This window comes from Frankia canadensis (assembly GCF_900197875.1).
Lineage (GTDB): Bacteria > Actinomycetota > Actinomycetes > Frankiales > Frankiaceae > Frankia > Frankia canadensis.
The window spans coordinates 72,078-94,093 of record NZ_FZMO01000445.1 but is presented as its reverse complement, the minus strand read 5'-3'; the positions used below and the strand labels follow the sequence as shown (position 1 = coordinate 94,093).

The following is a 22,016-nucleotide window of genomic DNA, read 5'->3' as shown; positions in this document are numbered from 1 at the left end:
AGCGTCCGCGATATCGAGGTACTCGGTCAGGAGTTCGACCGCCTCCGCGCGGAGGCGTCCTCATGCCGAGCGGCTGCCGGATGGGTGTCTGCCACAGCTGCCTGGCCCCCCTCGCCGGCGGGCGGGTCCGCGACCTGCGCACCGGCGAGGAACACGGCACTCCGGGCGATCTCATCCAGACCTGCGTGTCCGCCGCCACCGGCGACGTCGACGTCGATCTGTAAGGAGCAAGGCAGTGGCAGCACCGACCCACCTCAGCGTCCGCGATATCGAGGTACTCGGTCAGGAGTTCGACCGCCTCCGCGCGGAGGTACTCGCGAGCAGAGGACCGGACGACGCCCGGTACATCCGACGGGTGATCGCGGCTCAACGGGGACTCGAGGCCGGCGGCCGGATGGTGATGTTCGCTTCCCTGCTGCCGCCGGCCTGGCTGACCGGTACGACGATGCTCGCCCTCGCCAAGATTCTCGAGAACATGGAGATCGGTCACAACGTCCTGCACGGACAGTGGGACTGGATGCGTGATCCCGACATCCACTCCACCACCTGGGAATGGGATTCTGCCTCCCCCGCAAGCCACTGGAAGTACGCGCACAACTATGTTCACCACACCTACACGAACGTTCTCGGCCGGGACCGGGACCTTGGGTACAGTCTGCTCCGGGTGACTCCCGAGCAGCCATGGCGCCCTGTCTATCTTGCTCAGCCGCTGTACAACCTCGCCCTCGCGGTCGTCTTCGAATGGGGAATCGCGCTCTACGATACGGAGATAGAGAAGTCCTGGCGCCGGGAAAAAGACCTGGACGAGACCCTGAACCACCTCGGCAGCGCCCTCAGGAAGGCAGCCCGTCAGGGACTGAAAGACTACGTCGTATTTCCACTGCTCGCCGGCCCGGCGTTCCTCCCCGTGTTTCTGGGCAATCTCACCGCGAACATATCCAGGAACGTCTGGGCGCACACCATCATCTTCTGCGGCCATTTCCCCGACGGCACCAGGACCTTCACCGAGGAGGAGATCGAAGGCGAGAGCCGAGGAGAATGGTACCTGAGGCAGTTGCTCGGTTCCGCAAACATCAGCGGCCCGGCGGCGCTTCACCTTCTCAGCGGCAACCTCAGTCATCAGATCGAGCACCATCTCTTTCCCGACCTGCCCAGCAATCGGTATGCGCAGATCGCCCCACAGGTCCGCGCCCTGTGCGAACGGTTCGGCCTCCCCTACACGACCGGCTCCCTGCCCCGGCAGACCGCGAACGTCTGGAGACGCATCCTGCGCCTGGCGCTGCCCGGCCCCACGCAGCCCGCGACAGGCAGGACCTCACCCGAGCCGGTCATCCCCGCCGCGCCGCGAGAGTCGCGTGCGCGGGGCCTCGTCGAGCCTCAGACGCCGGTGCCGCTGGCGGCGGGGTCCAGGCGTGCCGCCAGGTAGAGGATGTCGTGTGGATCACCACCGGTGAGTACGCGATGGACCTCGCGGTACGCCTGGCGGTACTCGTCGAGGATGATCGCCACGCTGGTGGTCTCGACCGGTTCCCCGAGTTCGACCGCCGCGTTGGCGAGGTGGCGGGCGCCGCGGTTGGCTCGCTGAGCGGTGAGCATTCGTGAAGCGATTGCGTCGAGTTGATTTGGGTCATTCATCGCGATCCCTTGCTTCCTGGTGTTGGAAGGCATGCTTGTCGTCAGCGGTCTGCCCCTGACGGCGCTCGCTGACCATTGCGGTCCGGCCGGTCCCCCCGATCGCCGATGGCGGTCATCGGGTGCGCGGCTCCCCGGGCAGTTCCTGGCCGGCGCTCAGCAGAGCGGGTGGGCCGTGAGGTGGTCGTCGATGGGAAGCATGCCGATGACCGTGGCGGTCACCTCGATCGACCGGAGGGCGATGATGCCTCGTAGGACGTGGAGGAAGGCCGTGTCAGCCGCGTCGCGACCGGTCGCGACGCGGACCATACCCTCCCGGGGGGCTCGGCGGGTGGCGTCGTAGCTCCACCACGCGCCGTCGAACCACGCCTCGAAGACGGCGTGAAAGTCCATCGGAGTCAGGCCGGGCGCGTACACCGCGGCGAAGCGTGCCGGTATCCGCAGCGCCCTGCACAGCAGGATCCCGAGATGGGCGAAATCGCGGCATACGCCCTGCCCCGTGAGCAGGGCGTCGTCGGCCGAGCTGTGGACGTTGCTGGAGCCCGGGACATAGCCGACCCGCTGGTGAATCCACTGTGTGATCGCCTCCACCTGGGGCCGTCCGGGTGGCAGGTCACCGAACTCGGCGACCGCGAACCCGACGACCCGATCCGACGGGCAGTAGCGGCTCGCCCGCAGGTAGGTCAACTGCTCCAGACCAGGCAGGTCCCCGTGGGTGGCCACGATCGGCTGGCCGGCGGGGGCAGACGGGGCGGTGAGTTCCGCCCGGTAGAACACCGACAGGATTCCCCGGGGTGCGCGCAGTAGATGTAGCCGACCGCGGTGCGGCGCGGCCAGTTCGACCGGCATCGGGAGCGGCTTCCCATCGGTCGTCACGTCCAGCCGCTCGGCACGGACTACCCAACCGTCGGCGGCGGCAACGTGCAGGGCGATGTCCCCGGGCTCCTCGACCTCCAACGTGAGGTCGCAACTGACCACCCGCTCGACCGCCTCCCCTCCGGGATACGCGGACAGTCGGCACTCGGCCGACGATGCATCGGTCATATGGCGGACGTCACCCCGGCGGTGCGCAGGATCACGTCCGTCGAACCGGTCAGCGCACCGGCGCCTGCCAGCCGAAGCAGTCCACATGCACGCGCGGGTGCGGTGTCGGGCGGAATGACCAGCAGGTAGATCCCGGGCTGGTTACCGGCACCCAGTGTGACGACCCGGGGGTCGAGGGTCCGGAACCCGCTCACCTTCAGCGTGGGCAGGCCGGGTCGCGTGAGCCAAACCGGTATGTCGGTCCATGCGTCCATGTTCACCGACATCCGAGCGACCGTCCTGCCGGCCCGGGTCAGGGCGGTGACGAGGCCGGGAAGCTCGGCGGCCAGGTTCAGTGATCGCGGCCACCAGCTTCCGTCAAGTGGCAGGGAGTCCGTGCCCGAAGCCAGGGACAGGCGCGCTTCGTCACCCGTCGCCGAGAACACCGGATCCATCGCCACCGGCTGGGTGTCCGGCACGGACGAGGTGACAGACGGCCGGTCGGGAGCACCGCCGTCGTCGTCGAACCGGTCGAGGTCACCGCGGTCGAGAGAGGAAAAGACAGAATGTGCCGTCACGACGGCCGCCTCACTCCGGCGTGCCCCACCGGATGGCAACGACCGACAACCAGATCGACATCTTATCGACATTTGTAAATCGTCGGCCTAGACGAATTTTACCACGGCAGAGGCACCTCAGGGGAGATCGTATTCAGCGCGACAATTCCCAGGAATCAACAGGATTTTGGTGAGACCGTCCGCTCGGTATGGTCGGCGCGCCCGGCGCGCAGCGCGGCCACGGCCCATCTGAACCCGCATCGCGCGGAATCACTCTCCGTCCACCACGCCGGCGGACGTGCCCCCCGACCCGGCCGCGCACCCCAGGACCGGCGGGCGGCGCGAACGCCGAACCGAGCTGGCCCTGCTCCTCGGGCTGGGCGGCCAGTCCCGCTCCAGCTCGACGTGGCCCTGACGGCATGGTCTCACCGCCCCGGCAGTGAGGCAGCAGGTCAAGACGGGTATGTCTGGAGCCGCCGGCGGCGAGCCCCTGACGACCTCCCGAGACCGCACCAGTCCGGCATGAGCGCAGCGCAGACCGCCTTCTTCTCGCAATAGCCGTCGACAGCACGAACCGTGCATACCCCGGCGACAACTCGATACGCCGCATCTGCCCGGAACCGCCGCGGGTTGGATCAGCGCGGCGGGCAGTGCCAGCGTGGCCACGGAACGCAGGCACTGGCGGCCACCGCCTTCGCTCTGGCGGCCGCCACCTCGGGTTCGCTCGCCGGGCCGGCTTCCGCGGCGACCACGGCGTCATGGCGTCGGCGTGAGCAACCTGACCACTACGCGTCCAAGGCGCTGCCGCCGACCGACGGCATGGCCCTGACGGTGGAGTTCTCCAAGGATGGGCAACGGGCCCACGTCACCGAGGGTGGTCCGGGCACCGTCAACGACGACGGCGTCGCCGCGACAGAGAAGGCGGTCAGCGGCACCTGGCACACGGTCTTCCCCGACGTGCTCGCACCCCGTCGCCGGCTTCGGGCCCTGATGCCAGCGAACCTCGCGGACGTGAGCGAGCCGCGTAACGGCTATGGTTTCAGAGCCACTCCGCCGTAGATGCCGACTTCCATGTCGGTCAGCTTCCCGACCGCACCGTCCGGCCGCCAGTAGTGCACAAGGACGACGCCCGGATCGACGAGTTCCAGGCCGTCAAAGAAACGCTCGACCTCGGCTTTGTTGCGATTCCGGAACGGGATTCCACGGCCACGGTAGATGTCCGCCATCTGCTCCATTCCAGGATCGTGATCCGCGGTTCCGTGGCTCAGCACGAGATAGCTCCCCGACGGCAGAGCCGCCAGGAAACGCCGCACAATCCCGTACGGATCCCCCACATCGGGAATGAAATGCCCGATGGCGACCATGGAAAGTGCGACGGGCCGGGAAAGGTCCAGGGTGGCACTCAGCTGCGGCGCCTCGAGAATGCGCTCGACGTCGCGCAGATCGGCTTCCACGTAGGTGGTACGGCCCTGCGGCGTGCTGACCAGCAGCGCGCGGGCGTGAGCCAGCACGATCGGATCGTTGTCGGTGTAGACGATCCGCGCCTCGGGGACGATCTCCTGGGCGACCTCGTGCAGGTTCGGACTGGTGGGAATCCCGGTGCCGATGTCGAGGAACTGACGGATACCGGCCTCACCGGCCAGATAACGCACTGTCCGATTCATGAAGGCCCGATTCTGCCGGGCCGTGGTCCGCGCGTTCGGAAATGCGGCGATGGCAGCCTCGGCGGCTTCCCGGTCGGCCGGAAAATGGTCCTTGCCGCCAAGGTAATAGTCGTACATGCGCGCCGTGTGCGGCTGGTCCGTCTTCAGATCAAGTGCGCCCCGACCGGCCGGACCGCGCTCCTCGCGTCGCTCGGGTCCCGAGGCGCGCCGATCCACATCCGTCACCGCAAATCAGCTCCCTGATCATCTGCCCGACGAGCCTCGCAAGTCACCATAGCTTAAGGAATTTTTCGCTTCGGCACGCCCCTTCCAGGAGGATGGCCCGCCCCCTGCCACCGTGGAGGCTCCTGACCTTGACCCAACACCGTCGGATTCCCGGCGGTCGGGTTCAGGCGACCGTCCTGGCCAGCGACTTTGTGAGGTCGTAGATGTGCCGGCCACCGGTCGTGATCGGCGTGGAAGGCTGCCGGACCCCGGCGGCGATCCCGCTCGCCGGACCGCCGGATCCCCTCGCCCTGTGCCCGCGCCGCCGTCGAGGGAGTAGCCCACCTGGCCAACTCGCATATATCGCTCGAACTGGTCGAGAGTCGGCGGCGGATCACGGCCGGCGAGGCCGCCCACGGCCATCGCCGAGGTGTCCGAGGAGAGCTCGAGGGCGGCGGCAGCGGAGGAGTCGGCCACCGATCATGCAGCCGCCGCACCTGTGCCGTAGCTGTGGGCGCCAATCGGCCAAAACGCCGCGCGACGGAAAGAACGGACGAACGCCCGGTCGCCACCGCTCACCCCGGACAGAAAGCGTGAGAAGCAGCGCCCGGGGGTAAACAGCTCCCGTGATCGGGGACCGGCGGCGCCGAGCGGGAAATGGAGGCCAGCCGCCGGCGAGCACGCGCCCGGACCCTGGAACAAGTCCAGGTTCTGCATCCCCACAGGCTGGCGCACCTTCCAGGAAGGCACCCCGAAATGCCGGTTCTCTGCCGTCCGGCCGTCGCCGTGCCGGAACACGTGATCTCCATGGAGGAGACGCTGGAGTTGGCGCGTCGTCTGCACCCGGATCACCCTCGGCTGGATCTCGTACTGCGGCTCATCGCGCACACCGACGTGCGTAAACGCCACCTCGTACAGCCGATCACGCAGACGCTGACACACCCGGGTCTCGACGTGCGCAACGCGATCTACGCGCGGGAGGCCCGCCGCCGGGTCCCTTCGGTGGCACGCAGCGCGCTGGCCAGCGCCGGAATAGAGGCGCCGCAGGTGGACGCCGTCATCTTCGTCTCGTGCACCGGATTCCTCATGCCGTCGATGATCGCCTGGATGATCAACAACATGGGTTTCCGGAACGACATCCGCCAGATTCCGATCGCCCAGCTCGGCTGTGCCGCGGGCGGTGCGGCGATCAATCGCGCGAGCGATTTCTGTGTGGCGTACCCGGACGCGAACGTCCTCATCGTCGCGTGCGAGTTCTGTTCGCTGTGCTACCAGCCGACCGATGACGGCATCGGCTCCCTGCTGGCCAACGGCCTGTTCGGCGACGCGGTCGCCGCCGCCGTCGTGCGCGGGCACGGGGGGCACGGGGTCCGGCTGGAACGCAACAGCTCCTATCTCGTGCCGGACACCGAGGAATGGATCTCCTACGCGGTCCGGCCGACCGGATTCCATTTCCAGCTCGACAAACGGGTGCCCACCACGATGGCGATGCTGGCCCCGGCCCTGCGCGTACTCGCCCGGCAGCACGGCTGGGACGCCTCGGACCTCGACTTCTACATCATCCATGCCGGTGGTCCGCGGATTCTCGACGACCTGCGCGACATTCTCGGGGTGGATCCGTCCTTTTTCCGGCATAGCCGGGCGACCCTTGCCGACCACGGGAACATCGCCAGCGCCGTCGTCCTCGACTCGCTGCGCCGGATGTTCGACGACGACTCGCTGGAGCACGGCGCCCGCGGGATGATCGCCGGATTCGGCCCCGGCATCACCGCCGAGACCTGCGTCGGCAGCTGGGTCCGCGACCGCGCACCCGCCGAGGTCGTGACGACCCACCCGCTCTCACCGGTCCCGGCCCGCCTGGCACCCGCCCCGTCCCGGCCGTCGCCGGTCCGGTCGCGGCCGTCCCCAGTCACCCGCTCCCGGCCACCAGCCGCCCAGACCTGACCGTCCGAGGGCCGACCGACCGGACCCGCCCGCCGGACCGGACCGCCCGCCGGACCGCTCTGACCAGGACCGCACTGTTCGAAGGGACGGCATCGCATGACGACCGACACCGGCGCACGCCGCTGCCCTTTCAACCACACGACGGCGCTCGAGTTCGACCCGCTGCTGCGGGCGCTGCGCGATGAGGCACCGATCACCCGCATCACCATGGCCCACGGTAAGGGCTGGGCCTGGCTGGTGACCCGCTATGAGGACGTGCGCACCGTGGTCAGCGACCGCAGGTTCAGCCGGGCCGCGGGCCTCGGCCGCGACCTCCCGCGGATGACCCCCGAACCCATCGCGCAGAGCGACGCGATCAACCTGATGGATCCCCCTGAGCACACCCGCCTGCGCCGGCTGGTCGCGCAGGGCTTCACCGCCGGCCAGGTTCGGCGGATGGAGCCGAGGATCCGCCGAATCGTCGATGGTCTCCTCGACGAGATGGCCGGCCGCGGTGCTCCGGCCGAGTACACCGCGGACGTCGCCGCCCGGCTGCCGCTCGCCGCCATCTGCGAGGTTCTGGCGATCCCCACCGCGGACCAGGCCCGCATCCGAGGATGGGCGCTCGCCCTGATGTCCACCGCCGCCGGGGCCCGCTGCGGCCGCGAGACCAAGGCCGCCATGCGCGCCTACTTCGTCGACCTGGCCGCGGACCGCCGACGCCACCCCGGCGACGACCTGATCAGCGCGCTGGCCCTGGCCCGCGACGGCGACGACCGCCTGGACGACACCGAGCTCGGCGTCATGGCGATGGTGCTCGCCCTGGCCGGCCACGACACCAGCACCTACCAGCTCAGCAACATCCTCTACACGCTGCTCACCCGCCCCGGCGACCTGGCATTGCTGCGCTCCCGGCCCGACCTGCTCGCGCCGGCGCTGGAGGAGCTGCTCCGGTTCATCCCGTTCCGCCAGGGCGTCGGCATCGCCCGCGTCGCCCTCGACGACGTGGAGCTCGGTGGGGTCACCATCCGGGCGGGAGACGCCGTGCACGTGTCGTATCTGACGGCCAACCGCGACCCGGAGGTGTTCGACCGGCCAGACGAACTCGACCTCACCCGCCCGCCCGCCACCCACATGACCTTCGGTCACGGCGCCCACTACTGCCCCGGCGCGAACCTCGCCCGCGCCGAGCTGCGCATCGCCCTCGACCGGCTGCTCACCCGCTTCCCCGACCTGCGGCTGGCGATCCCCGCCGACCAGGTGCCCTGGCACACCGGCTCGATCTGGCGCTACCCCGAACGCCTGCCCATCACCTGGTAGGCGCGGCACGGTCGCGGCACGCCCGGAAGGTCCAGGCCACCGATGGCACGACAGAGCCACATGACCGACCATGTCGCCCCAATCCACCACATGACTTCCCAACGTCTCGCTAACCGATATGCTCGGCGCCGCTGACAAGGCCGTCCCGGTCTACGTCGTCAGGGTCTGAGGAGGGGCACCAGCGTGCGCAAAGCGCGGTATCTCGCGGTGGTCACGATCGCGGTTCTGAGCCTCGTGCTGGTGGCCGGCTGCGGCGGTAAGACGCATTCGTCGTCCTCCTCGGGCACCACCACCGCCAGCGACACCGAGTACACCGGGGCGTGCCCGACGGGCGGGAACAGCCGGGCCTTCGCCAAGACGCGTTTCGCGCTGCACGCCGGGCTCGGCCTCGGCGCCTTCCACCGGTACATCTACAAGCCGCTGCGCGGCGGCGGCTTCAAGGCGGGCGCGGACAAGCGCAAGCGCACGTTCGCCAAGGCCGCGGTCGCCGGCGTCTTCGTCGTGCACGAGCTGCGGGTCGCCAACGGATTCGCCCTCGCCAATCCCGGGCTGTGCAACGCGACCCAGTCCATCCGGAACACCTTCTCGACGGTCACCTCCAAACTGAGGAACGGCACCGCGACGGACGCCGACATCACCTCCGCCGACCAGGCGTTCAGCACCTTCCGGCAGACGGCGGGGCAGGACGGCTTCAGCTTCAACGAACGGTCGGCGACCGTTCCGGGGGCGAGCTGACCGGCCCGTCCAGGCGTCAGTTCGCGGCGGGCGTGCGCGGGTCGTAGCGGTCGCGGAACCGGCGGACGTCCCCGACGTAGCCGAGCGTGTCGGCCGGCGGGCCGCCGGAGCGCACGACCGCGGTGGCGGACGTCCGGTACGCGGCGGCGAGCAGCAGGCCCGCGTCGCCGGGGACGCCGACGAGCCTCGGTCCGAGGAAGCACAGGAACCGCCCCACCGCGGGTATCGAGATCTCCGGAGGGAACGGCGGGTGCGGTTCGGCGTCACGCTGCCCGTCCGGCAGGTAGTACCGCAGGACGGACGGCGTCCACCGGGCGATGCCGTACTCACCGCGGGCCGGATCGGCCAGGTCCGGGTCGAAGTTGCTCTCGACCCGCAGCATCGCCGCGACCAGCGCCGGGCTCAGGCCCGGTTCCCGGCAGGCGCGCCCGGCGTCGACGATGAGCTGCCGGTAGCGGGCGGGTATGCCCGCGTCGCCGCGCAGAAGCTGGTCCGACGCTGGCCCGCTCGCCGCGGGCGAGGCTCCGCCCGCCGCGGACGTCTGCCGTCCCGGTGACTCCTGCCGGTCACCGCTGTCACCCAGGGTGAAGACCCCCAGTGTGGCGGCGGTGGCCGTGACCAGCGTCGCCGCCAGGAACGCCAGCCTGCGCCGGGCGCCTGGCCGCGGACCGCCGCCCCGCGCCGCGGACCCGCCGGCAGAGAGCGCCGCGGCGGCGTCCCCATCGGGCACCGGCCCGTCGGGCGAAATCGGCTCGAGCGAAATCGGCTCGAGCGGAGGGTGATCGGGAGGAGGCTGGCTGGCTGGGATCTGATCGGCGGGCTCCTCGCCGGCCAGGGCGTTCATCCGGGTCAGCAGGAGGTCGGCGGGGTGCGCGCGGCGGCGGTCGTGCGTGGGCGCGAGACAGTCCCGGATGACGCCGTCCCAGCCGGCGGGCAGCTCGGCGGACAGCGTCAGCGGCGCGGCACCGGCGGCGTAGCGGGCGGCGGCCAGCGCCCGGGCGTGCGGGGTGGCCCCGTCGAACGGGTGCGCGCCGCTGAGCAGCAGATGCGCGGTGACGCCGAGGGCCCAGACGTCCGCGCTCGGACGGGTGGCGAAGCCGCGTTCCCCCATCCGCTCGTCCCAGCGCTCCGGCGGGGCGAAGTCGGGGGAGGCGACGGGCGGCGCGTAGGCGTGGGTGCCGTGCAGCTCGTCGGCGAGGCCCAGGTCGGAGAGCCGGACGGACCCGTCCGCCATCATCAGCACGTTGGCGGGCTTGATGTCGCCGTGCACCCACCCGGCGCCGTGCAGGTAGGCGAGGCCGGCGCAGATCTGCGCGGCGAGCCGCGGTGCCCCCGGCACCGGACCGTCCCCCGAGCGCAGGATCAGGTCCCGCAGCGAGCCGGTGGCCCGCTCCATGACGATCACGACGGCGCCGTCCAGCACCGGCCGCGCGGGATCGTCGACGACCAGCGTCTCGAACGCCCGGATCAGCCGCGGATGGGCGAGCAGCCGGTGGTTGCGCGTCTCCCGGGCCGCCATGTCGGCGAGCTGGCCCACCTGGCGCGGCGTCAGCGTGCCGGTCGGCAGGAACTTCAGCGCCGCCTCCCGCGGCGGTCCGGCCGCGGCCGCCGGGCCGGCGCCGTCCTCGCGGCGGGCGGCGTAGACGCTGCCCCAGCCACCGGTCGCGATCGGCTCCGTCACGGTCCACCGGCCGACGCGGTACCCGCACGGCACGCGCACCGCCCAGCCCACCGTCGCCGCGTCCGCCGCCGACGCGTCCGCCAGGCCGGTCATCAGTGCTACGCCGAAGTGCGGTCGGCGAGCCGCGGACGCGGCGGGAGAAGCGTGAGATGGGATTCTCGGACGAGGTTGAACCGAATCGCCCGGGAAACCAGGCTCTCCCGCCGGGCGCTACCGGTGTCGGCAGCTTCGCCGGGTTCCCGGAAACGCAGCTTGGTTCGGGTCAGATAGTCGATGTGGAAGGCGACCGCGTCCACGGTGAGATCCTGGCAGCGCGCCAGCGGCCGCAGGCGCCGCACCACGCCGGCGACGGTCGGAATGCGCACCTGGGACTCGTCCCGCAGCCTCGGCTCGCACAGCGCGAGCAGCACCAGAAAATACTTCGAGGTGACGTCGAGAGGGAGCGCCGGGACGGTCGGCTCGCCGTCCCCGGCCGCCGGTATCTCCAGATAGGAGTGGGCGGGGGCGAACACCTCGAAGGACGCGACGTCCCGCCGCCTGGGCACGAGCACCCGGGAGATCTCGAACGGCACCGGTGCGGCGACCCGGCCGGGCGGCACCTTCATGTGCTCGCCGGCGCCCTCGGGATTCTCGACGACGTAGGTGCTCTCCCGGCTGAGGTTGCTCAGGCACCAGTGGTCCGCGGTGGCGAGGATCTCGCCGGCCAGCCGGGACACAGCCGCGTCCGGAAACTCCAGCTCGACGTCCGACCCGTCACCGCCGCGTCCGAAGCGCAGCTGGTCCCCGGGCCGCAGCGGGGTCACCCGCCGCCGACCGTCCGCGTGCGGTAGAGCGACCAGCACAGTTTCCACCGGATGTCCTCTCCGGCTGGGAGACGAAACGCTCCCGCGCCTTACGGAATCCCCTCGCCGTCGCCCCTCCCGTCGCCATGATACGCGCCAGCACGACGACCGGCCAGCGACCCGAACTGTCGTGATCCCGCCACGCCACATCCGCCGCGGCACGCCCATACCGAATCTTCTCGCGATGCGCAACCCACCGCTCAGGAGGTACCCGGACCAGGCGGTCCGCGGAAATCATGGGCGCCGACGCCGGCCCGAATACCGAGGCGGATCCACCGGCCCGACACCGGGCCCGGACCATCCACTGGGTTTTCCGGGAATGCGTTTCGCCCATCCCCGCCAGATCCGAGAGAGGGAGAACCATGCAACCGACGGAAAACGTGTCCGAGGGTGCCGCCGAGCTGGCCGCGGCCGCCCCGCCGCAGGCCGCGGAGCCGCGGTCGCGACGATTCGGGCGCGGCGGCACCCGGCGATCCCGGCGCTGGCTGCGGCTCGCGATCGTGGGTCTGATCGCGTCGTTCATCCCCGCGCTCGTGGGTGCCGGCGCGGCCCAGGCCGCCACGGGCGGCGGGGTCGCGGGGAAGGCGTCGCGCCCGGCGTTCCAGCTCCCGTTCGCCTGCGGCACCCAGGTCCGGCTGGAGTCGTTCGGGCACGCCCCCGCGGTGGACATCTTCCGGGTGCCGACGAAGGCCACGGAGAACACGGTCGTCGTCGCGCCGGCGGCCGGCACGGTGACGCAGTCGTACAGCAATCCGCGCGGCGCCGGGAACATCATCCAGATCAACCACGGCGGCCGGTGGTTCACCACCTACATCCACCTGCGGTCCCGTGCGGTGCGCGTCGGCCAGCACGTGGCCGCCGGCACCGTCATCGGCCGCGTCGGGCACACCGGCGTCACCTCGAACGGCGTCTCCCACCTGCACTTCGAGATGGCGATCGACCGCAACGGCGACGGCCGCGCCGACTGGGGCGTGCCGAACAAGGAGCGCGTCACCCCCGTCTTCAACGGCGTGACCTACGCGACCCGCAACAGCCAGACCGCCCGCGCCGTCAGCCACAACTGCCCGCGCCGCTGACCTGAGCCGACCGGACCGACGAGGGCCGCTGGGCGGGCGTGGTGCCACCACACGCCCGCCCAGCGGCCCGTTCCCGGTGGTCGGGGCCTCGCCCGGGGTCCGGGGCGCACGAGGTCGGGCCGGCGGCGGAGATCAGCGCGGCAACGGGCTGCGGACGAGGAGCGCGAGAGTGCGATCGTCCGGCTGGGAGCCGGCGGCATGGGCGCCGACCCGGGCGACCATGTCCTCGAGGAACTCCGCCGGTGGGCGGCTGCGGCTGTCAGCGGCGGACAGCGCCTCAATGCCGAAGGCGCGCCCGGCGGCGTCCCGCGCCTCGCTCACCCCGTCGGTGTACAGGACGAGACGGTCACCCGGGGCCATCAGCAACGACCGCGCCGACCAGATCCGGCTACCGGCGAACAGGTCGGACAGGATCGGCCCGGTGGGGCCGAGCGCGCGCGGCGCCGCCGCCGCGGCCAGGTGAAGCGCCGGCGGATGCCCTGCGTTGACGTAGTCAACCGCCCCCGTCAGCGGATCCGCCACCGCGACGAGGACGGTCGCGAACATCTCCCCCAGATCACCGCCGCCGGCGACCTCGTCGACGGTGCCGCTCACCGCCGTCTCGGGCGCGTGGCCGGCGAGCAACGCCCGGCACAGGGCCGTGCGCACCCGCAGCGCGAACGCCGCCGCCCGCGGATCACTCCCGGCGGCGTCTCCGACGCAGATCGCCAGCCGGCCGTCGCTGATGTCGACCACGTCCACCCAGTCGCCGCCGGCGCCGGGCACCGCCGGGCGCGCCCGCCAGTACGCGGCGAGGCCGCTGTCCGTCCCGCGGGCCTCCCGGGCCGGGTCCCAGCCATGGGCGGCCGGCGGAACCGGACCCATCGCCGACGCCGGCGCGCCGGGCGCGGCGGGGTACGGCCCACAGGCCGGCGCCGCCGTCGTGGGCTCGACCAGCCGCGACCTCGGCGTCATGGCTTTACGCACATCCGGCCTCCCGGTCCCGGGTCGCCCCCCGGCGACATCTGCGTATCGCCCAAGCGTGCCGGTTCGAGACCGCGATCACCAGGGACCTTTGATGGGACCGGCCGGGTCCCGCGACCCGCCGACGCGCGTGGCGTCGCGGGCCGACTCAGGGGCGCACCCTCTCGCGACCGGCGCATAAATCGCCCATCCTGGGCGTGGCGATCAGCAGATCCGACCGTTGAGCGGCCCGGACCGTCGCTCCCCAACCGGGACCAAAGTCCCTCCCCCGGCCGCGATCGGCCCAGGTCAGCTGCCGGCCCTGGGAAGGATGCCGGCCGGCTGGATCAGGCGCCGGCGTGGTGGGGCCAGGCGCCGTGCCGGGCCCTGGCCCGCCGATGGCCGCCCGCCGCGCCCATTCCCGGGACGAACCGCAGCTCCGAGCTCCAGTCGATCAGACCGCTCTCCGCGTCCGCGGCCACCATCGCGTAGGTGCGCCACAGGAACGCCGCCACGTCCCGCGCGGGCAGCTCGAACTCGGCCGTCCCGGACGGGCTGGACAGGCACAGCGCCAGCGCCGGCTGGCCGCGCAGCACGATCGGGCGGACCCGCACGTCACCGAGGCCGACCGGTCGGCGCGCGCCGTCGGCGAGCAGGCGGCGGGCGAAGCGCCACACGATCGACTCCGCCCCGGTGGCGCCGACGGTCAGGGTGACGGCGATCGGATCCGCCGCGTCGAAGCCAAAGGTGAGATGGACGGGCCGCGCAGGTTCACCTTCCGTGATCACCTCTGTGGTCATCCTGCGGACGATGGTGCCGCGACGCGCCGTTCGCCGGAGCATGGGACCTCCCTGATCAGTCTGTGCCTGTCCATCCGGCCGCCCGGCGTTTCCGGGCCGGACCCACCATCGCCACCGCGGTACCGCCCGGACGCCGCTGACCACCGCCCCGACCCGACCCGACCCGGCCCGGCCTGTGCCGCCGGCGGGCGCCGCCGACCACAACCGCTCCGCCACGCGCCGTGCGTACCCGCGCGAACCAGACTACGAAGCCCCAGCCCCTGAGATCGTCCGTGCGCGTCGGGTACCCGCGGACCTCCCGCACCCGTCGGCGGGCCAGGCGACCCCCGTCCGGCGTGGCCCGACCGGGCCCGCGTGAGGGCCGCGGCGTGGGCCGTCACCTGCGACGACGCGGCGGGCCGCCAGCTGCGCTCCACGCCACCTCCCGCCTGGCCGAACGGCGCCACGGCAGGGCATCCCCCGGCTTAACACGCACGAAGCATGTCAGAGGATGCGACAATTCGGGACCTTCGCCCCCGCGGGCAGGGACATTACACCCCGTAAGCAGACAGCGCAAAGCAACTGGCGGCGGCGTTCGAGCCCCGCGCCGGTGGCTCAGCGGGGCGACGCGGGGACAGGACCGGGGCCGCAGCGCCAGCCGTCCGGGTCGACGCCGCCGGGCACCGCCCCGCCCGGGGGGTAGGGGGCCCGCGTGAACACGAACGAGGCGGCCTCAAGGTGGTCCGCCGCGCCGCCGACGCCTCGCCGCGGCGTCAGCGTCTCGCCGGCGAAGTAGCCGTCGACGCCGATCCAGCGCTCGCCGCCGGCCGGGTCCGGCCGCAGCCGGGAGGCGCGCCCGAACCGACCGAGCGGAGCGAGCAGCAGGCCGCCGTCCGGCCGCAGGGACACCGAATAGGGCGCCGGACCCCAATACCAGACGCCGGTGAGGTCGAGCGGTTCCCGCCCACGCGGGCCAGCTGGCACCCACTCGGCCGGCAGCGGCGGCTCCGCGGTGTCGGCGGCGTCGATCAGGTCCACCGCGAGGTCGACGACGGCGACACCGCTCGTCGCGTTCGCCATCGCCACCGCCGCGGTGCCCGCGGGCCGGGTCCACAGCGCGGCGACGAACCCGGGCATCGATCCGCCGTGCCCGACGAGGATCCCGCCCGCCGTGCGCAGCAGCTGCACGCCGAGGCCGGCGCCGAGGCGCCATTCGCCGTCGTCCCCCTCGACGGCGGCCGGCTCGCGCATCTCGGCCAGCGTGTCGGTGGACAGCACCGCGTCGGTGTGCCCGCCGAGGACGGCCGCCCAGCGCACCAGGTCCGCCGTGGTCGACCAGAGCTGACCCGCCGGACCCATCACGCCCGCGTCGTGGGCGGGCTCGGGCAGCAGCACATCGGCGTGCGGATGAACGGCGAAGCCGTCGGCGTGGGGTGCGGTGGGCAGGGTGGACGTGCGGGTCATCCCCAGCGGGGCGAGCAGTTCCCGGTGCAGCGCCCGCTCCCAGCTCGTCCCGCGCAGCCGGGCCACGAGCTCGCCGAGCACGGCGAAACCGACGTTGGTGTAGTGGTGGCGCCGTCCCGGGCGGAACCGGTCGGGCGACGGCCCGATCGCGTCGGCGAGCGCGGGATGGGCCGAGCCCGCCACTCGTTCCCACCAGGGCTCGGGCGTCTCGGCGCCGATGCCGCCGAGGTGCGAGAGCAGCTGGGCGATCGTCCGGCCGCCGATCGGGGTTCCCGGCAGGTGCCGCTCCAGCGGATCACCCAGCGACAGCCGGCCCTCGTCGCGCAGCCGCAGCACCATCGCCGCGGTGAAGGTCTTCGTGATCGAGCCGATCCGGTACTGGGTGTGGTCATCCGGCCGGACGGCCTCGGCGGCGCCGGCCCGGTGCAGGTCGGCGACGGCGATCGTGCGCCCCCGGCCGGCCGTCCACACCGGCCGGCCGCCGCGCGCCACCGCGGCCACCAGCGACGGCGCGCGCCCGTGTGCCTGCTCGGCCGCCGCGCGACGCAGCAGGAGCCGCTGGGTGGACGGCAACAGCCCCGGCTCGGTCGCCCCGCGGGTGACCGGTCCCGGCGACGGAGACGAGCCGTTCCACTCCGGCGTCGCGAGCCCCTCCGACGGCGACGTCTCCGGCGGCATCAGCACCCCCCACCTGGACCGGGGCGCGCCGACAGCGCCCCGACGCCAAGGATAGGCGGCGTGACCAGAATCGATGACAGCCCGTGACGGGCGCCACGGGCTGTCATCGAGCGACCTGTCCGATGTGCCGCTACGCGGCGCAGTGGTAGCTGGCGGCGGCCTTCGGGTCGCCGTGGCCGTCGTAGTGGGCGGTCTGCGGGAACAGACACAGGTTCCGGGTGACAGTGGCACCGGAACCGTCGACCATGGCGGCGGGAAGCGTGGCGGGAGCCTGCCCGTTCTCCACCCAGTTCATCACCGCGCCGAGTCCGTTGTCGGGCGGGAAGGGGCCGTAGCTGCCCAGTCCGCAGTGCCCGGCGCCGGGAGCGAAGAAGACGCGGTAGAAGGAGTTCGTATCGGCCGCGCTGCCGATCGTGGACCACACGCGGTGGATGTAGTCGACGGTGTTCAGCGGGGTGATGATCTGGTCGGCCTGGCCGTGCCAGGTAATCATCTTCCCACCGGCGTTCCGGAACGCGGTGAGGTCGGGGTCGTCCGTGCCTATGATCTTGTTGTACTCGTTCTGGGACTGGACGAAGAGCTGCGCGAACTGACCGCGGGTGACGGTCGAGGTGTCAAACGACGGCTGCTTCTTCAGGAAGTACCTGATCCAGGTGTCGGTGACGGGGAACGGAGCGCCGTGCGTCGTTCCATCCGAATCCGTCGTGATGGCGGCGACCTGGTCCAGCGCGGCACCCCTGGTCATTCCATACCACGGATTGTGCCGTCCGTCGGGAGATGTCGGGCCCCGCCAGATTCCGGCCACGACGTCGGCGTCCGTGGTGGTGATGGTGGAGGACTGACCGTCACACACGACCGTCTGGCCGACCAGGCCGTGCGGGTCGTAGTCACAGTCCTCGGGCTGCTCGATGATGCCGTCAGCCGGCGCGCCGTCCCTGGTGTCGCACTGCGCGATCGCGGCCTGGGTGAACGCGTTGAGCTTGCACGAGCTGAGGTAGTCGTGCGACTCGTTCATCAGTACCTGCGGCCACAGTCCACCGACCGTGAGACGGTCCTCGTTGATCGCCGGGGCGGCGGCCACGATGCCGTTGTAGTCCGTCGGGTACCGCTGCGCCTCCATCAGGCCCTGCCGGCCCCCGGTGGAACAGCTGTTCCAGTAGGAGTACGACGGCGCCTTTCCGTAGAAGCTGGTGATGACCTGCTTGGCGGCCACGGTCATGTCGTGCACGGAACGGCTGGCGAAGTTCGTCAGCAGCTCGGTGTTGACGGTGCCGTCGGCCTTCAGCGCCCAGGAGGACGGATCGGCCTGGTTCGTGCCCGTGCCCGCGTCGGTGGAGGCGGCCGCGAAGCCCTGGGCCACCGCGGGCGCGAGGTAGAAGTCGAAGACGCCGGCCGCCCAGCTGGCGCCGCCGGTGCCCTGGTAGCGCCCGTTCCAGCCGGAGGAGGGCAGCCAGACGGCCACACGGACATGGTCGCCCACGCCGGGGTGGGTCAGGTAGAGGTCGACCTCACAGCGCGCCGGCACGCCGCCCGCGGCCGGCTTGTCGACGCCGGTGAGCGACTCCACGGTCGCGCCGGGGACGTCGGGCGCGGCGACGTGCTGGCAGTCGACGCCCCCGTCAGCGGTGGCGGCCATGCTCGCCGACGTCCCCACCGTCAGCGTCGCCACGAACGTACACAATACGGACAGCAATGTTAGTGCGCGTTTCATCATGCTCCTCGTCCTAGGGCGCCCCGCGGCGCGCTCGGGCCGTCCATCGGCCACGGCAGGAATGAGACAGCGAAAAAGGTCCGCACAAACCACGGTGATCGGCGTGCGAATTCTGGTACGAGGGTGGGTCGGAAGGTGCGCGTATCAGCCGGACCGCTCCGGCCGCGTCGCCCACGACAACGGCGAGGCGCCGGACCGTGCGGTGGGCAGGGCGAAACACCGCCGGCGGCGGGATGGTGCGCGACGGGCCCTGTCAGCGTTCGGGTGGGGCGCCCGGGATGCCGAAACGACGGCCCGGTCCCGGCGCGCCGCCGCCATGCCGAGTAAGAGGTTCATGTGCAGGTGCACGAGCAGAACTTTACGTTGGCACGCCACCTGGTCAACCGAGTGACGCACGAAGGTGGACACGCGACGTGTACGTCCTGGAAATCCGTGCTCCGCGGACATCCACTGCCTACGATCTGGTCCTGGCCTGTCGTCCGACGCGTTTCAGGAGGCTGCCATGCGCAGACCTGTGTTTTTCCTGGTGGCAGCACTTGGGTTCCTGTTTCTGGTCGGGTCCGGGCCGGCCTCGGCGGCCACTGATACGCCGGCCACGAATATTTCCCGCATCAAAAACATCATCATCACACCGGCGGTCTTCCGGGCGTGGAATGCCGAGCGCCCGCCCCGGGCCGTCACCTACGACCCGGGTATGGTGCCGGTCGGAGCCGCGGTGGGCGTTCTCGCCAGCCGCGGTCCGCGCACCGTCGTCGGGCTGGCCGTCCACGGCCTGGCGCCTACCCACACCTTCGGCGCCCATGTCCATCAGAAGGCGTGCGGAGCCAGCGGCGCGGACGCCGGGCCGCATTACCAGAACGTTTCCGATCCGACCCAGCCGTCGGTCGACCCCACGTTCGCCAATCCGCGCAACGAGGTGTGGCTGGACCTCACCACGGACGCGGCCGGCTCCGCGGTGGCCTTCGCCGTCGTGAACTGGGACTTCCGGCCCGGTGGCGCGCACTCGGTCGTGATCCACGAGCACGCCACGGCGTCCGCTGCCGGCCAGGCCGGGATGGCCGGAGACCGCCTGGCCTGCGTCAATGTTCCGCTGTCCGACGGCTGACGGCTGCGGGCGGGTCCGGGCCGGCCGCCGACTACCAGGAGTCATCGACCTGCGGTGCGGGTCCCGCCCGAACCATGGACCATCGGCACTCGAAAACGGCTCTACCTTGGGCACGACGGGCGAGACGGGCTAGCGTGGATGATGGGCCGAGCGCACTGGATCGCCCGGTCCTCCACCACGTGTCACGACCGGGCCAGGGGAGAGACGATGGCTCACGATCCCGGCAGCATCCCGGGGTCAGCTACCGCCAGCTCCGTCACGGCCGCCCGGCGGGGCAGACCTCGCGACACGAGCCTGCGCACGGCCGTGCTCCGCGCGACGCTGGAGCTGCTGCGCGAGCGTGCGAGCCTGTCCATCGAGGCGATCTCCAGCCGGTCCGGCGTCAGCCGACCGACCATCTACCGGTGGTGGCCCAACAAGACCGCCGTGGCGCTCGAGGCCTTCATGACGGAGGTCAACCACCGACTCGTGCTGGCCCCCGGCGGCGGCGTCGACGAGGAGCTGCGCGCGTTCATGCACGGCGCCTTCGGCTTCGCCCAGGAGCAGGACAGCGTCATCCTCGCGTCCGTGATCGCCTCCGCCACCGAGCACCCGGACGTGATGGAGTCCTATCGCGCCGAGTTCCTGCGCCCCCGTCAGGACAGGCTCGCGGGCCTGGTGGCGCGGCAGACCCGCGCCGGCGAGCTACGTCAGGGCATCGACCCGACGCTGCTGTGGCAGCTGCTGTGGGGGCCGGTCTACCTGCGTCTCGCCAGCGGGGACGTCCCGGTGCCGACCGAGTTCCTCGACCAGGTCGTCACCCTGCTCCTCACCGGGCTACTGGCGCCGCCGAGATGCGCACCGGCGGCACCGGCTGGACCGGCTGGACCGGCGGCACCGCCCGAACCGCGGGCGGAGCGAGAAGGCAGCTGACGCGGCGGACCACCGCCGTGATCCGTCGCCCCGCCTTCCCGACCCGCCGGCGAGACCTCCGCCACCGGCGCGGAAGGCTCGACGGCCTCACGCGCCGCGAGCGGCGGTTGTTCAGTGAACTTTCTCGGGGGTCTCCATGTGCGCGGCGCCCGGCCCGGTGCGGGGCCCCGCGGCGGAGCCGGGGGGAATCCGCTCGTCGATCTGCCGGAGTTCCTCGGCGCTCAGCACGAGGTGCGACGCCTCAAGGTTCTGCCGCAGATGCTCGGCCCTGGTGGTACCGAAGATGGGAACCACGTCCTCGCCTCGAGCCAACAGCCAGGCCAGGGCGATCTGGGCCGTGGTCGCGCCGCGCGCGCCGGCGATCTCCTCTAGCGTCTCCAGCAGAACGAGGTTCCTCGCGAGGTTCTCACCCTGAAATCGCGGGTGCACCCGCCGGAGGTCCGAAGCCTCGAGGTGATCGACGGACCGGAAAGCGCCGGTGAGGAATCCCCGCCCCAGCGGGCAGTAGGCGACGACACCGATCCCCCGCTCCCGGGCGACCGGGAGCACCTCGTCCTCGATGTCGCGGGACCACAGCGACCACTCGGTCTGGATCGCGGTGATCGGGTGCGTGGCGTGCGCACGGGCCAGAGTGCCGGGGCCGGGCTCGGAGAGACCGACGTGCCGCACCTTGCCTTCCGCCACCAGCTCGGCCATCGCGCCGACCGTGTCCTCGATCGGAACCTTCGGATCGGGCCGGTGCTGGTAGTAGAGGTCGATGTGGTCGACGCCGAGCCGGCGCAGAGAACCCTCCGCGGCCTTCTTGACGTATTCCGGGGTACCGTCTATCTGGAATCCGCTGTCTGTATGCCGAAGACCGCATTTGGTTGCGAGTACAACGTTGCCGCGGCGCTTCGCGACGACCCGACCCACAAGCTCTTCGTTTCGAAAGGGCCCGTAGACATCGGCCGTGTCCAGCATGGTGATGCCGGCATCGAGGGCCGCGGCCACCGTCCGCTCACCAACGGATTCGTCGACGGTTCCGTAGAACTCACTGATCCCCATACACCCGAGCCCGAGCGCCGAGACCTCGAGAGCCGCCGATCCGCGACCCAAGGTCCTGTTAGGCACCAAGGAGACCTCCTTTCCCCGACCTGCCGACCACAGAACGTCGCCGGGATCGACAGGGACTGCCTGCTGATGAAGTCGACGCTACACCATTACGTTCCATAACGTAATGGACTGCGTGATGCAGGTCTCAGACCCATGGTGACCTGTGGGTTTGACGTCGCCGCCGACCCGCGAGACGGCCGGTACGATCCGAGGCGGGACGCCGCGACCGACGAGAGCGGGCACGCCGGCGGCGAGGACGGGCATACCGGAGCGCGTTTACCAGATATTCACCAAAGCACACGAGGCTCACGTACGGGTTTCCGCGTGGCAGCGGCCAGGATCGTTTACCGGGCAACAGGCCCGTTGTCCGAGCAACGAATTCCGATCAATGAGCCATATTCGAGAGGCCAACGCGAGCCGACAAGCCGAAAAGACCCGCCTGTCGCCTTCCCGACACCCCGCGCACCTGACGTTTTCCGGCGGAACAGGTCGGTGACGGCGCCGGATCGAGGCGGGAGCCACCCGGGCCCGCCGTCCGCGGCAGTTCGGAAGGCCCCGAAGGGGACCAACGGCCATATAGCTGCCGCGCGGCGGACCGGATGATGGCTGTGGCGGCGCGCACCGAGCGCCGCTGGGCGGAGCAACCCGATCGGCCCGACCCCCGTCGCGCACGTAC

At 71.3% G+C, this 22,016-nt stretch carries 21 protein-coding genes; 9 read left to right on the top strand and 12 right to left on the bottom strand.

The window, feature by feature from the left end; translation table 11 throughout:
* A partial coding sequence (locus C1A33_RS25960; RefSeq protein WP_165818595.1) for a 2Fe-2S iron-sulfur cluster-binding protein occupies positions 1–224 on the top strand: 224 nt, incomplete at its 5' end.
* Between the two features lie 11 nt (positions 225–235).
* Positions 236–1,426 carry a fatty acid desaturase family protein gene (locus C1A33_RS25955; RefSeq protein WP_101834126.1) on the top strand — a complete coding sequence of 397 codons (1,191 nt, stop codon included), beginning with the start codon at positions 236–238 and terminating at the stop codon, positions 1,424–1,426.
* Here C1A33_RS25955 and C1A33_RS25950 read toward each other — a convergent pair.
* The 3 genes from C1A33_RS25950 to C1A33_RS25940 form a co-directional block, all read right to left on the bottom strand.
* Entirely contained in the window at positions 1,378–1,596 is a 219-nt protein-coding gene (locus tag C1A33_RS25950; RefSeq protein WP_207770506.1) for a hypothetical protein, read from the bottom strand. The two genes, C1A33_RS25955 and C1A33_RS25950, sit on opposite strands and share 49 nt — an antisense overlap.
* A 192-nt stretch (positions 1,597–1,788) precedes the next feature.
* Positions 1,789–2,676 carry a transglutaminase-like domain-containing protein gene (locus tag C1A33_RS25945; RefSeq protein ID WP_101834122.1) on the bottom strand — a complete coding sequence of 296 codons (888 nt, stop codon included), beginning with the start codon at positions 2,674–2,676 and terminating at the stop codon, positions 1,789–1,791.
* A complete protein-coding gene (locus C1A33_RS25940; protein ID WP_101834121.1) occupies positions 2,673–3,233 on the bottom strand; it encodes a DUF5994 family protein in 561 nt (186 codons plus the stop codon). The genes C1A33_RS25945 and C1A33_RS25940 overlap by 4 nt, the downstream gene beginning before the upstream one ends.
* A 609-nt stretch (positions 3,234–3,842) precedes the next feature.
* On the opposite strand from C1A33_RS25940, the gene C1A33_RS25935 reads away from it, so the two are divergent.
* A complete protein-coding gene (locus C1A33_RS25935; RefSeq protein ID WP_101834119.1) occupies positions 3,843–4,271 on the top strand; it encodes a hypothetical protein in 429 nt (142 codons plus the stop codon).
* Here C1A33_RS25935 and C1A33_RS25930 read toward each other — a convergent pair.
* Positions 4,244–5,092 (bottom strand): SAM-dependent methyltransferase, encoded by an 849-nt coding sequence (locus C1A33_RS25930; protein ID WP_423748149.1) that lies wholly within the window; start codon positions 5,090–5,092, stop codon positions 4,244–4,246. The genes C1A33_RS25935 and C1A33_RS25930 overlap by 28 nt on opposite strands.
* 27 nt (positions 5,093–5,119) lie before the next feature.
* The gene (locus C1A33_RS38435; RefSeq protein WP_480014731.1) at positions 5,120–5,557 is read right to left on the bottom strand and encodes a mannosyltransferase YkcB-related protein; all 438 of its coding nucleotides are present in this window, start codon (positions 5,555–5,557) and stop codon (positions 5,120–5,122) included.
* Between the two features lie 279 nt (positions 5,558–5,836).
* Between C1A33_RS38435 and C1A33_RS25925 the strand changes: the two genes are divergently transcribed.
* From C1A33_RS25925 to C1A33_RS25915, 3 genes are all read left to right on the top strand, one after another.
* Entirely contained in the window at positions 5,837–7,024 is a 1,188-nt protein-coding gene (locus C1A33_RS25925; protein WP_101834118.1) for a type III polyketide synthase, read from the top strand.
* 96 nt (positions 7,025–7,120) lie between these two features.
* The gene (locus C1A33_RS25920) at positions 7,121–8,323 is read left to right on the top strand and encodes a cytochrome P450 (protein ID WP_101834116.1); all 1,203 of its coding nucleotides are present in this window, start codon (positions 7,121–7,123) and stop codon (positions 8,321–8,323) included.
* Between the two features lie 183 nt (positions 8,324–8,506).
* A complete protein-coding gene (locus C1A33_RS25915; protein ID WP_243407950.1) occupies positions 8,507–9,058 on the top strand; it encodes a hypothetical protein in 552 nt (183 codons plus the stop codon).
* 16 nt (positions 9,059–9,074) lie between these two features.
* Here the strand turns inward: C1A33_RS25915 and C1A33_RS35980 are convergent, their stop codons facing one another.
* Together C1A33_RS35980 and C1A33_RS25905 are read right to left on the bottom strand one after the other, a co-directional pair.
* The gene (locus C1A33_RS35980) at positions 9,075–10,832 is read right to left on the bottom strand and encodes a protein kinase domain-containing protein (protein ID WP_207770505.1); all 1,758 of its coding nucleotides are present in this window, start codon (positions 10,830–10,832) and stop codon (positions 9,075–9,077) included.
* A 5-nt stretch (positions 10,833–10,837) separates the two neighbouring features.
* Positions 10,838–11,590 (bottom strand): serine/threonine protein kinase, encoded by a 753-nt coding sequence (locus tag C1A33_RS25905; protein ID WP_101834112.1) that lies wholly within the window; start codon positions 11,588–11,590, stop codon positions 10,838–10,840.
* 353 nt (positions 11,591–11,943) lie between these two features.
* Here C1A33_RS25905 and C1A33_RS25900 point away from each other — a divergent pair, with 353 nt between their 5' ends.
* Positions 11,944–12,657: a M23 family metallopeptidase gene (locus C1A33_RS25900; protein ID WP_165818594.1), complete on the top strand. Its 714-nt coding sequence runs from the start codon at positions 11,944–11,946 to the stop codon at positions 12,655–12,657.
* A 132-nt stretch (positions 12,658–12,789) separates the two neighbouring features.
* Here the strand turns inward: C1A33_RS25900 and C1A33_RS25895 are convergent, their stop codons facing one another.
* From C1A33_RS25895 to C1A33_RS25880, 4 genes are all read right to left on the bottom strand, one after another.
* Positions 12,790–13,611 carry a PP2C family protein-serine/threonine phosphatase gene (locus C1A33_RS25895; protein ID WP_243407949.1) on the bottom strand — a complete coding sequence of 274 codons (822 nt, stop codon included), beginning with the start codon at positions 13,609–13,611 and terminating at the stop codon, positions 12,790–12,792.
* A gap of 335 nt (positions 13,612–13,946) precedes the next feature.
* Entirely contained in the window at positions 13,947–14,387 is a 441-nt protein-coding gene (locus C1A33_RS25890) for an SsgA family sporulation/cell division regulator (RefSeq protein ID WP_243407948.1), read from the bottom strand.
* Positions 14,388–14,993: 606 nt separating this feature from the next.
* A complete protein-coding gene (locus C1A33_RS25885; RefSeq protein ID WP_101834160.1) occupies positions 14,994–16,520 on the bottom strand; it encodes a serine hydrolase domain-containing protein in 1,527 nt (508 codons plus the stop codon).
* Positions 16,521–16,650: 130 nt separating this feature from the next.
* Positions 16,651–18,189, bottom strand: a complete 1,539-nt coding sequence (locus tag C1A33_RS25880; RefSeq protein ID WP_207770504.1) for a tannase/feruloyl esterase family alpha/beta hydrolase — start codon at positions 18,187–18,189, stop codon at positions 16,651–16,653.
* A gap of 544 nt (positions 18,190–18,733) precedes the next feature.
* Between C1A33_RS25880 and C1A33_RS25875 the strand changes: the two genes are divergently transcribed.
* Both C1A33_RS25875 and C1A33_RS25870 read left to right on the top strand, forming a co-directional pair.
* Positions 18,734–19,336, top strand: a complete 603-nt coding sequence (locus tag C1A33_RS25875; protein WP_101834104.1) for a superoxide dismutase family protein — start codon at positions 18,734–18,736, stop codon at positions 19,334–19,336.
* Between the two features lie 207 nt (positions 19,337–19,543).
* Positions 19,544–20,248: a TetR/AcrR family transcriptional regulator gene (locus C1A33_RS25870; RefSeq protein WP_165818593.1), complete on the top strand. Its 705-nt coding sequence runs from the start codon at positions 19,544–19,546 to the stop codon at positions 20,246–20,248.
* Between the two features lie 111 nt (positions 20,249–20,359).
* Here C1A33_RS25870 and C1A33_RS25865 read toward each other — a convergent pair whose 3' ends face one another.
* A complete protein-coding gene (locus C1A33_RS25865; protein ID WP_101834100.1) occupies positions 20,360–21,358 on the bottom strand; it encodes an aldo/keto reductase in 999 nt (332 codons plus the stop codon).
* Positions 21,359–22,016: the final 658 nt, after the last annotated feature.